Annotated in this window: 9 protein-coding genes; 3 read left to right on the top strand and 6 right to left on the bottom strand. The window is 30.4% G+C overall.

Annotation, left to right across the window (positions count from 1 at the left end):
• Positions 1-95: 95 nt before the first annotated feature.
• Together ACXLDF_RS02840 and ACXLDF_RS02835 are read left to right on the top strand one after the other, a co-directional pair.
• On the top strand, positions 96-1,043 hold the full coding sequence (locus ACXLDF_RS02840) for a hypothetical protein (protein ID WP_457556979.1): 948 nt from the start codon (positions 96-98) through the stop codon (positions 1,041-1,043).
• A 266-nt stretch (positions 1,044-1,309) separates the two neighbouring features.
• A complete protein-coding gene (locus ACXLDF_RS02835) occupies positions 1,310-1,507 on the top strand; it encodes a hypothetical protein (RefSeq protein ID WP_457556978.1) in 198 nt (65 codons plus the stop codon).
• Between the two features lie 228 nt (positions 1,508-1,735).
• On the opposite strand, the gene ACXLDF_RS02830 is transcribed toward ACXLDF_RS02835, so the two are convergent.
• The 4 genes from ACXLDF_RS02830 to ACXLDF_RS02815 all read right to left on the bottom strand — a co-directional run bounded on the left by ACXLDF_RS02830 (position 1,736) and on the right by ACXLDF_RS02815 (position 6,381).
• Positions 1,736-2,062 (bottom strand): hypothetical protein, encoded by a 327-nt coding sequence (locus tag ACXLDF_RS02830; RefSeq protein WP_457556977.1) that lies wholly within the window; start codon positions 2,060-2,062, stop codon positions 1,736-1,738.
• A gap of 266 nt (positions 2,063-2,328) precedes the next feature.
• A complete protein-coding gene (locus ACXLDF_RS02825) occupies positions 2,329-2,547 on the bottom strand; it encodes a histone (protein ID WP_457556976.1) in 219 nt (72 codons plus the stop codon).
• 52 nt (positions 2,548-2,599) lie between these two features.
• Positions 2,600-2,821, bottom strand: coding sequence for a histone (locus tag ACXLDF_RS02820; protein ID WP_457556975.1), 222 nt, complete (start codon positions 2,819-2,821; stop codon positions 2,600-2,602).
• A gap of 533 nt (positions 2,822-3,354) precedes the next feature.
• Positions 3,355-6,381, bottom strand: a complete 3,027-nt coding sequence (locus ACXLDF_RS02815; RefSeq protein WP_457556974.1) for a hypothetical protein — start codon at positions 6,379-6,381, stop codon at positions 3,355-3,357.
• A 610-nt stretch (positions 6,382-6,991) separates the two neighbouring features.
• On the opposite strand from ACXLDF_RS02815, the gene ACXLDF_RS02810 reads away from it, so the two are divergent.
• The gene (locus ACXLDF_RS02810) at positions 6,992-9,034 is read left to right on the top strand and encodes a tetratricopeptide repeat protein (protein WP_457556973.1); all 2,043 of its coding nucleotides are present in this window, start codon (positions 6,992-6,994) and stop codon (positions 9,032-9,034) included.
• Between the two features lie 30 nt (positions 9,035-9,064).
• Here the strand turns inward: ACXLDF_RS02810 and ACXLDF_RS02805 are convergent, their stop codons facing one another.
• Both ACXLDF_RS02805 and ACXLDF_RS02800 read right to left on the bottom strand, forming a co-directional pair.
• Positions 9,065-10,102: an NAD-dependent epimerase/dehydratase family protein gene (locus tag ACXLDF_RS02805; protein WP_457556972.1), complete on the bottom strand. Its 1,038-nt coding sequence runs from the start codon at positions 10,100-10,102 to the stop codon at positions 9,065-9,067.
• Positions 10,095-11,015 carry a nitroreductase family protein gene (locus tag ACXLDF_RS02800; RefSeq protein ID WP_457556971.1) on the bottom strand — a complete coding sequence of 307 codons (921 nt, stop codon included), beginning with the start codon at positions 11,013-11,015 and terminating at the stop codon, positions 10,095-10,097. Before ACXLDF_RS02800 ends, ACXLDF_RS02805 begins: the two co-directional genes overlap by 8 nt.
• Positions 11,016-11,366: the final 351 nt, after the last annotated feature.

The raw sequence follows: 11,366 nt of genomic DNA, 5'->3' as shown, positions 1-11,366 counted from the left end.
TTTTTAGAATTTTTTAACAGGGGGCGAAAAAAATATCATCTTCAATATCAACACTTAATTCACTTTCAAATATTTATTACAAATTTGGAAAAGCCATGAAAAATTATGCTATAGCTCAATGGATATTATTTGGTGTAAGTATAATTTTTACAATTATACTAAATATATTTATGCTTACAAGCTTTAATTCAGAATTCTTTGATTTAATGCAAAATGGGAATTTAGGAGAGGTTGATTTTCTTATTGTTCCATTAATCATCGTGATTGCTGGGATATTTCTCATGATAGGCGTTATTATTTTCTTATTTGTCCGTTATATCCAATATTTAATACAACTAAAAGAAACTTGTACTGTATCTGAAAATCCAAAATTACTTGGTCATTATAAAAATGAAATTAGAGCACTAATCCTAAATATTCTTTCTCCATTTATAATTATTATAGCATTTTTTACAATCTTCATTCCATTCGCCACAAATTTATTAGCTATGATTCAACCTATTTATATTTATATGGGAGACCCTGATATGAGTCAACCAATGTATGGTTTTGCAATTTCAATATTAATATTCTTTTTATTATTTGTAATTTTTTTAATTGTTCTCGTTACTTTTAAAATACTGAGTGCATTGAGATTGGATGAATGGGCTGAAGAATTACAAGCGCAATTCGGCGAATCTATGACATTAATAAAGAATGGAACAAATTTAATTAAATGGGGTGTAATTATTTCAATAATTCCATTTTTAAATTCTATTTCAACTATTGTTATATTAATTGGATATACAAACACAAGTAGCGCAATTGTAAATACTTTTGCAACAGAGAATTTTGCTATGGGTTCAAGACCAATGGTTTCATCCAACACAACACATTCTCCACATACTTCTGGTGAAACTACAATGCCCAATTCAGGACAAACATACAGCAGATCTTCAACTGCAGTAAAACAATTAGGGTACAATCTTTGTCCTTTCTGCGGAGCACCATTACCTTCAGATGATGCAAAATTCTGCGGTACATGTGGAAATGCTGTGAAATAATTTTATTTTTATAATTACTTTTTGCTTTTTTTTCAATTTTTCAATTATACTTTGAATAAAACTTATTCGCACACTTTTCATCATTCAGTATTGCTAACATTAAACGCCTCTTTATTTGCTGAATTTTATATTGAAATATGAATATTTTTTTTATATGAATTTCCATAAAAATAATAAGGATGTAAATAACAATTTATAAAATACTTTCACAAAAGTATAATAATTATAAAATTATATTCTATAATCTATTTGGAGATTTAACAAAAATGTCTGACGATAAAGCCATTTTTCGTAAACAAGTCATATCTTATTACAGAAAGAACATTTATTATTATGAGGGGGAAGTTTTAGAATGGATCCCACGCAATAAAACCCGCATTTTAGATTTAATGAAGGAAAAATTTAAAAATCATCCCGTCAACGAAATAGAACGCATTTTAAATGATTATTATTCTGAAATGTAATGATGATTGATTTGAAAAATTGATAATTGATAAATTCAAAATCCACTTGATTTGATTTAAATTTATATTTACTTTGTGCGAATAAGTGCAAATAAGTTTTTTCAAATAAAGCAAAGATTGATTGCAGTAATTTATATGCCTATGCAAAATCAACTGTTTCTGATATTCTTAATTTTCATAATAATAATCTAAATATTATGCAATTTTAAATCAAAATATTATATATTTTTATGCGAGTCTCATTCCAGGTTTAATTTTTTCACTATATCTTTCATCGGGTTTTAATAATACAGCTGAATTATCCGCATCAACAGCTAATAGAAACCCTTCTGATTTCAAATTGTCAAGTTGCAAATTTAAAGCGACTAACACGTATTCACCTAAAAGATCTTCAGCAGAATACCACTCTTTAATTGCTGTAACAATTGTTCGATTATCTTTTTCCCCAATATCCACTTTTAACTCTAAAAGTGAATCGGAATCAGAAATTGATTTAGACTGCACAACTTTTCCTAAACGAATATCTAAACTTTTAAAATCCTTAAAGGACGGCATGATACTCTCTTCAAAATATTTGTTGAATCAAATTCTTGATTACTTACAATATTAATAGGCAAATTAAGCAATTTTAAATTTTTGCCTTAACACAGGTTTTTATTATCATCTCACTTTTGAAATATAAAAAATAGGTTAATCCTGTTAAAACTAATTTGCACTAAAATTTCTTTGGCATCTACCTAATCTCTCAAAAGAAAGAAAAAAAAATCACGCCCAACATTTAAAGTGGGACAATTTTGCTAAACTAATAACTAATACTATAATTAGTAATTTTCTATCGCTAATTCCATATCAGAAGCCGAAACCTTTTTCCGTTTCGAATGTTTTGCAAAAACTATGGCTGACTCAGTCAGTGCTTTTGCACGTTTCTCTAAATAATCCAATAATACCTCGACCGCATCTCTGCTGACAATCTCAGCACCCGCATCCGCCATTAAAGCCCTAAGAGGCGACCAGGCAAATAGACGTCTTTTTTTTGCCATTATCTTCACTCCAATTTAATTTAAAAAAAATTGATTTATCTTGAAATACGAATTAGTGATAATATTCGATTGCCAAGCCCATATCTTCTTTGGTAACTTTCTTTCGTTTAGCGTGTTTGGCAAATTTTAAGGACATTTCGGTTAATTTTTTCGCTCGATCTTCTAAATAGAAGAGTAAAGATTCAACAGCTTCCCGGGATACTATTTCAGCACCGGCCGATTTCATAAGAGCCCGTAATGGACTCCACGCAAAAATTCTACGTTTTTTCGCCATAATAATCATTCTCCGCAATTTTCAGAGTGATTGTGGCTACGTTTTAGCCGATTACACCTTCTTTTTGAGGTGTTCACGGATTGACGATCACAATCTAAATAATATATGGTAAAGTATGTATATAAAGGTTTGTGATGATTTGAGTGTTTGGGGTAAAATTTGCATCCAAATTTGATGGATCGAATGGTATTACGACAAAAATAATGATCTGAGCAAATCGAGATCTAGTGATTTCCTTGATGGTGGCAAAAAAAATAAAGGCTTAATGCAGAGATTTCAGAGTACGACATAGATTAAAAACATTGATCTCAATATAATTATGCGATCAATTCAATTCAACTCAAACTAAATATAAAATACATGTGGAAAAATGAGATTCTACACAAAAACTTATTCGCACTTATATTATTTCTATTATTCTAACATTCCATTAGATTATCTCTATTGATTTTTTTCATAAGAATATTCAAATTACCATCAAAATAATAAAGAAATTAAGGAAAAAAGATAAAGAAAAGATAGATTTACTCAATTTAGGAAATTAGCTGATAATTAAATTCCAAGTATCCAGAAGATCCTAAAGATTGAATTTTAATCAGATAATAGTCATCAAGACCTTGTGGATCAAAATACACACTAAAGCTTCCATCAGAATACTCACTTATATCTATAAAATTAGTTCCATTTTCTATAAGCCAAACACTTGCATTAAACAAAGTGTGCAAAAATTGCCAGTTAAAAGCATTCTGAATTAAATTCAAAATATATGTATTTCCCCATACTACAGAAGTTAAATTCAGCCATATTGCTTGATCATATCCTCCGAAATAAGAATCAGCATAAGTAGGCAGAAACCATTGTAAAGTCTCTCCTTCACTTACTGGTAAGGGATTATAAACCGATCCTAATGGGGCTTCAAGGAATTCCAATGGGATTGGTTCAACAAATAGTGAAACATTCGCAAAACCTTCGTTGAAAATCGAATTTATCAGAATACTTATTGAATTTATTTCTTTGCCACTTATGGCAATCGGCTGTGGTAATCCAGATAAATCAGAACGCATCATATAAGATTTATTTTCGTTTGATTGATAGTGGTAAATTAACGTTAAGAAAATACTTTGATTAGCTTCAACATTCAAATCTAACTGAGTGTGATTGCTTATTTCGATCTTCCAGATATAATTTTCAAATGCATTAAGTAAAATTGATTCAGTTAAGATTTCCCCTGTAAATTCAAGAAAACTATTAGCTTTTGCTTGATAATTAACATTAGGAAGTCCTGGTGTAGGTTGAGTTTCAAACCAATTCTCTCCACTATCTTTGTCTTCCCCAAACCGACTTATTGTATTATGAGGATCTGTACAATAGGGTGCAGGAAACTCTGTATCCCATCCAAAGTCCTCAATAATTTGTGGGTCAGAATCTTGCATCCATAATACTGAATCAAGAATTTGACTTTCATTATCGAGTAATTCTATTCCACCAAATGTTTCATCTAAATCTACAGGTGCATGCAAGAAAATATATTTTGATAGAGATGTATTCCATAATTCTATTCCTAAATTACTTGGTATTTCTTGTAAAAAGATGCATAAATATTGATAAGGATCAATAGTAATATTTGGTAATGGAAGTATTTCACCTGTTCCAAAAGCTAAATGCAAAAGCCAACCATTTGTTGAAACCGGTACATCTTCTGCGTTGTAAATTTCCACATATTTATTCATGACATCGAAATCTACGAAATTTACTTCAGTAAATGTTACATTCTGCAGTGGGAGAAGAAACATAGTATCCAATTCTACAAGTGTACTATTTTCCAAATTTGGATTAAATTTAATAACCTGTACTTTTGTTACTTCTGAACTATCAATTATTATAGAGCTTTTATTATTATCCGGTGGCGTGAGAATGAAGCTTAATTTTTCTTTTGTGCCATCTTTTTTATGGAGAATCACTGTTATATACATCTTCCCATCTGCTTTTACAGTTAAATTAAATCTACCAGTTGCCTTTGAACAATCGATTTCTTCCAATAAGGCTTCAGTAGGACCTGCAAATGCAGAATCTGAAACACTATGAGTATCATTATGAATTAATATTTCATCAGGAGTAACTTGTGGAGCGCCATTTGCTGTTGGGGCTTCTGTCACACGCCATACATTCATTTCATTCAAAATTTCTTCAAATGATTTTCCCAATACTTTTTCAATTGACTTTTTTGCACTAACTTTTTGGGTTCCGTTCTTATACTGTTCAATGGTTTCATGAATTTGCTTCAATTTGTCTTCTCCGTATTTTTCTTTAATGAATTTAATTAGAAAGAAAGAAGCAATATATTCATCATATCCCCCTTTCCATCCAGAAAAAGGGGAATCGCTGAGTGATTTTGCATGATCAAACCAATTGTGGTCATTAACTCTTTCAAATTCCTTCATCACTTCAACCATAGATTTTTTAAAATTTTTCATAGTAGATAAAATCCCAAACCAAACTGCCATTCCTTCATCAAACCACCATTCGGGTTCTTCAGTTTCATGTGCAGTGCCGTTTCCGCCTGCATGTTTAATTTGTAATGTATGAAACATTTCATGTTCTACAGTATATTTAAGTGAGACATCTGATTTCTTTTTTCCAATGTCGATTTTGATATCACCAGTATCTGGGTCACAAGAACCTGATGTTTCATCACTGGTTCCATTAGAAAAGGTTATATTAACATAACCATCTCCTCCAGTTTCTGGATATCCGTAACCTAACTTATGATAAAGATCAATGGAATAAGTTGCATATTCGGTTATTTTTTTCTTAGCCTCTTTTGCTGATGGATGGCCATCTTTTTCAGGGGTTTTTCCAATATAGTATGTACCATCACTAGGAATATAGTTAATTCGTCCATTTTGAGCACTCACAGTTTGGTTCGTATTTGGAACTGGAATCAAGAATACATTTGGTAAAGCGGGTGTGGGAATGCTAGGAAACCAATTTGCAGATGTATTGTCATTATAACCCCAAATACTTAAACTCTCATTATCTAATGCAACCAACGAACTATTTACTAAGCTCCAAAAGGGAAAATTAGCAGTTACTGAAGTGCCCCATGCTAAAGTATCGATTATATTGCCTTCAATATCTCGAAGAATGATCCCACCTTCAGTATTATCCAAAATTTCTGAAGTATAATTCAGAAACACATCAATTGAATGTGTTTCGCGGTTAATCTCAGATGGCCACATATCTGAGGTTCCCAAATGAAATGCGATATAATCAAATTCATGAAGTACTATATCAGGTAATTTGATGATTTCGCCAGTTGTAGATTCAATTTCCCATCCTTCTATCGATAAAGTAGTATTTCCAAAATAATAGAGTTCAATCCATTCTAATCCAGGAGTATCAGCGCGATAACTTACTTCGTTAAACTGAAGTGGCACGAACTTAAAAATTTCTTTAGTTTCTGCAGGTTTAGGCAAGAAAAAATACCAGCCAGCGAATCCTCCTCCAATTAATGTAATGAATAATGTGACTATTATGATCGTTTTTCCTTTTTTTACCATATTTTTTACACTTTCTAAAATAATAAATTATATCAATATTAAAGAATAAATATTAAAAGTTTACTTGATTTTGAAATATTTACAATCATTCACTCTTGATAATAAACTCCCAAATTATTCTTTTTCAATACTTAATTTCTTATGTCTATAATCATTTTTCTTTTATCCACCATCGAATTTTCGTTTAAGAGTTTAATAAATGAAATTGTTGGTTGATAATTTTAAGAAAAATGGAAAGTGGAAAAAAGTTGGTTCACCCGAAACGATAAAGTTGAAAACAAATTTTTTTTATAGGTGGATTGATATTTATCTTTATAGTAGAAAAATAGTAGAAAATATGTCTTATTTTTAAATGCACAAAACATTTTATTATGAGACATATTCATCGATTAATTAATTTCTTATCATTCTTTTTTAAAGTATGTTGTATTATTATTTTAAAGCTTATATATATTTAATTAAAAAAATTTTGATATAATGCCAAAACCATGAAAAAGAATTGCGAGAAATAATCCTACCCCAAAATAATTGCAAATAAAACAAACAAATCCAGTAAAAAAAAATTCAATACTGAAGAGCTGCGCTAAATAAGAGGGAATAGTGGAAAAGAATGTCAATAACGAAAAAACAAAGCAAAACGCCAGAAGAACAAGAATTGGAAGATTTTTTTAAAAAAAGTTTATTTAAGGAAGGGTTAGCTCGATGTCTTGAAATGAAAGATAATCCATTTGTTTCAGAGAAGACTAAACTTAAAATAGGGATCTTTCAATTGCGATTTATGGAAAAACTTGAAAAATTTGAAGAAGGCATCAAACATGCAGATTTATTGCTGAAATCAGAAGCAATTCGACTCTCTTCTATTCTAAAGGTAGAAGTTCTAACAGAATTGACTAAAATTTATTTTTCAAAAAGTGATTTAAATCTTGTTATTAAAACGATTCAACAAGCAGAAGAACTACTTTACCATGATAAATCTTTATCTAATGAAGAATTGGAGCAAAAAATGGCAGATCTAGTTCTGCTTCGAGGGGGGTATGAATGGCATCAAGGAGAATTAGAAAATGCACTCTTCTTTTTTAAATTTAATTTAGAACTAAGGAAAAAATATGGAAACCATTTAGATTTAGCAAATGCATTGAATAATGTTGGTGTAATTTATAATGCAATTGGAGAACTACCCAAAGCATTGAAATACCTAAAGGACGCTTTAAATGAATATGAAAAAATTAAAAATATGAGGGGAATTTCGAAAACAGGACATAATATTGGGGCAATATTAATTCAGATGGGAGAATTAGATGAAAGTTTACAGTATATGCAAAAATCATTAAGTATTGATATTCAAGATAATTATCGAGATGGAATAAGGGTTGCTTTGCAAAACATAGGTGAAGTTTATTGGCATAAGCACGATTATGAGCAAGCACTAGATAATTTATCAAATTGTTTAGCTTTATTAGAAGAGACACAACAATTTTTCGAGATTACTGAAGTTTGCATACCATTAATTGCTGTGCATTTAGAAATGAATAATAAAATTGCCGCTTTTCAATGTTTAACCAGAATAATTCAGATTCATAGTAAAGATCCAAATAAAATTATAGAACAACGCTTGTGGTTGGGAAAAGGTCTTTATTTTAAATTCTTAAATACGTTTGAGAGTATTAAAAAAGCAGAATTCTATTTTAATCAAATTATTTATGATGAAGTGAGGTATTTCGATATAACAGCAATGGCTTGGGTAAATCTCACAGAATTATACATATTAAAGATGGAAAAAGATTATTCTTTTGAATTACTCAAACCTTTAAACGAGATTCTACAAAAAATGATTCAATTTGCACGTCAAAATCACTCTTATTCGATGGTAGGGGATTCTCTGTTAATTAAAGCAAAAGTGATGTTCCTTCAAGGTAATATTGAAAATTCTCACATTCTATTACAGAAAGCATTACGAATTGCCCAAAATCATGGATTACATCGTTTAGAAGTAAAAATACTAAATGAATTAGATCTTTTCTTAGAAAAATCTGATTTTTGGGAATCAACTCCATTTATCAGTAAAATTAATTTATCAAAATCGATGAAAAAATCTTATATTAATGCCTTAAAAAACGAAATCAGAGAAATCTTTTCCCCAGAAACAAATAAAAATAAGAAAATTAATAAAAAAATAGATAAAGAAACAAGCGATGAAGAAACAAAAATCGAAAAATCTTCATTGATTTCAACATTGACCAAAAGTAGTAATAAAATAATTCCTGAATGCTTTATAATTATCAATAAACATGGTCGAATTTTAATAAATACACCGTTTCAACCTAAATGGAAAGAAGAATCTCTCTTTTTTAGTGTTTTTCAAATCAATTTAATGGCTTTATTGCAAGATTTCGCCACCAAGGGCATTTCAATGAATCGATATGAAGATGTCAAGATTCTTTTCTTTCACTTAAGTAAATTAAATTCGATTGGAATATTTATTTATCAAGGATCAGTTTTAATTGCTCTGAATAAAATAAAATTGCTTAAAAAACGGATTGAAGAAAATTTTTCACAATTTTTAGAGTTTCAAGATATAGAAAGCCAACAGAAAGATTATGTCAACATGCTACAGCAAGATATTTTTAATTTCATGGTAGGGTTATGCAGTTAATTCTTTTTTTTTTAATAAATCCTATCATTTTTATAACCAACCATGTTCTTTGTACCAGATTCCTGATTGGTGAATGGCGGAACATATAGAATAACTTGGTTTCCATCCCAAAATCCTTTTTGCTTTCTGATTTGTCATGGTCTGCCCTGGAGCTGCAGCTTGAATTACTTTTGAACGATTTATAAACGATGGTTTATGGAATAGACGGCCAAGAGCTTCCATAAAAATTCCAATAAAATAGAAAATCGGAAAAGGTATCGAAATTGGAATTAAAGATCCATAAGGCTTTTTAAAAACCTTAGAAGCAATAACCTCATGAATGTCACGATAGGGAAGATTTTGGTCACATCCAAAAAGAAAGATTTGGCCAACCGCATCTGGATTATATCCACACAATTCAATACCATGTATTAAATCTTCAACATGTACGATACTGAAGAAACGAGGTTTTCCATATACGAAAACTTTCAAACCCATGTTTGCCACTTGGAAAAGATCAAGTGAGATTTTATCTCCTGGACCTATTACAGTAGGGGGGCGAATAATTACAATTGGAAGCAATTTCCAAGATTGTTTACATATCTTCTCGGTTTTGTATTTAGAGCATCCATACCAATCACCTTTTAGCGGAAATCTGTTGGAATCTTCTTGTTGGGGACGATTAGGAGTACCTGGACCACCAGCAACCATGGAAGAAACAACAACAAGTCGTTTTAGATGAGAACAATGATTTTTACATGCGCGGATTAAATTTTGAGTACCGATAAAATTACCTTCCTCAAATTCCTGGGGAGAATTTCCTTTGATAACACCTGCAATATGATAAATGATATCCATATCCTTAACAATTGGTACCAAAGAGTCGTAATTGCGAAGATCAGCATAAACAAAATGCATTTTTTTCCAATTTGGTATTAATTCTTGCAATACACTCAAATCACTTGAGCGACGAATCATCGCATAAGGAATAACATCTTTATCAAGTAAGTATTTGCACATATTACTGCCAATAAAACCGTTTGCACCAGTTACCAATATTTTCAGGTTACTACTTTTATTTTTACTCATTCTCTTTTTCCCGCCATTGCACAGACAAGGGATCTCGTGGTGGAAGTTTTTTAAATTGATGAAAAGATTTTCCAAGAACAAAACAACCCCAAGGTAAATACCCTCGAGGGATTCCAATAAGTTTTCTAATTGAGGGTAAACGCATCATAACTTCCTGTGCAATTCCAATCCAGCATGAACCAATTCCAAGCGCTTCAGCAGCTAACATACCATAGGTGGTAATAATTCCACTATCACAACCAGCTAAATTACCATATTTTGGAGAATAAATAATAATAACACAAGGTGCATCAAAAAATATGGGATCTTTACCATTTTTCGCATCTTCCAAAACTCGGTTGATTGAAACAAAAAATCCTGGTTCATTAACAATTTTACGCGTATTTCCAAATAAAAATAACTTTCTCACAATCCAATTTTTTAATATTTTTTTTGTAAAGTTGATGGATTTTACTACTTTTGTAGACAACTTTTTAATTAATTGAGGATCAGTAAGGACAATAAATTTCCAGCTGCGAGCATTACTGGCACTTGGTGAATAGCGCATTGAATTCAACACAGCACTAATTTCTTCCTTAGTTAGAGGTTCAGATGAAAAATGCCTTATTGAGCGTTTACTTCTTAAAAATGTGTGAATTATTTCATAATTTGGCTTAGTATTTTTCCAATTTGATGGAAAATCAGATAATTCAGATGTAGATTCATATTCAATAGCATCTACAGGACAAATTGCTAAGCAATGCCCGCATTTAATGCACAAAGAATACTGATCTGAAAATTGAATAACATTTAGTGCTCTTTCTTCTATTTTATTATCATCAGTGGAAATTGCAAAAAGGTGAGAAGGACATTCTAATATACATTTTTGACATTGGATGCATTTATTTGAATTTATTCCAGAAATTGTTAACATATATGATTCAAACTATGACTCATGTTCCAATCATAATAAATCTTCTTAGTTATTATATTACTTTCAGCAAAAAAATCTTAGAAAAAAAACATGACTTTTCACTTTAATCTTCACCATCTAAATGAATGCTATTTTATCAGAGTGATAGATAAGAGAGAAAGATTATTGTGAAACCTCATGAAAAAAAAACATGAATTTTTTACAAAGATATTTAAATAATATTTTGTAATTGAGTGTATTTTAAGATTAATCTAATTTAAGTTTTTTGCCTTTACTCCATTATTTGACTCCCTTTTGCTCCCAATATCCCAATTTTGACCGCATCGATTTTCCCTAATGGTGATTTGAACT

It is taken from the genome of Candidatus Harpocratesius sp., from assembly GCF_054039255.1.
The sequence above is the reverse complement of the archived record's forward strand: the minus strand, read 5'-3'. Positions and strand labels throughout refer to the sequence as shown.

Excerpts from the sequence above, each read along its gene's own strand:
- ACXLDF_RS02840 (WP_457556979.1), top strand. The coding sequence starts at position 96 with ATGAAAAATTATGCTATAGCTCAATGGATATTATTTGGTGTAAGTATA.
- ACXLDF_RS02835 (WP_457556978.1), top strand. The coding sequence starts at position 1,310 with ATGTCTGACGATAAAGCCATTTTTCGTAAACAAGTCATATCTTATTAC.
- ACXLDF_RS02830 (WP_457556977.1), bottom strand. The coding sequence starts at position 2,062 with ATGCCGTCCTTTAAGGATTTTAAAAGTTTAGATATTCGTTTAGGAAAA.
- ACXLDF_RS02825 (WP_457556976.1), bottom strand. The coding sequence starts at position 2,547 with ATGGCAAAAAAAAGACGTCTATTTGCCTGGTCGCCTCTTAGGGCTTTA.
- ACXLDF_RS02820 (WP_457556975.1), bottom strand. The coding sequence starts at position 2,821 with ATGGCGAAAAAACGTAGAATTTTTGCGTGGAGTCCATTACGGGCTCTT.
- ACXLDF_RS02815 (WP_457556974.1), bottom strand. The coding sequence starts at position 6,381 with ATGGTAAAAAAAGGAAAAACGATCATAATAGTCACATTATTCATTACA.
- ACXLDF_RS02810 (WP_457556973.1), top strand. The coding sequence starts at position 6,992 with ATGTCAATAACGAAAAAACAAAGCAAAACGCCAGAAGAACAAGAATTG.
- ACXLDF_RS02805 (WP_457556972.1), bottom strand. The coding sequence starts at position 10,102 with ATGAGTAAAAATAAAAGTAGTAACCTGAAAATATTGGTAACTGGTGCA.
- ACXLDF_RS02800 (WP_457556971.1), bottom strand. The coding sequence starts at position 11,015 with ATGTTAACAATTTCTGGAATAAATTCAAATAAATGCATCCAATGTCAA.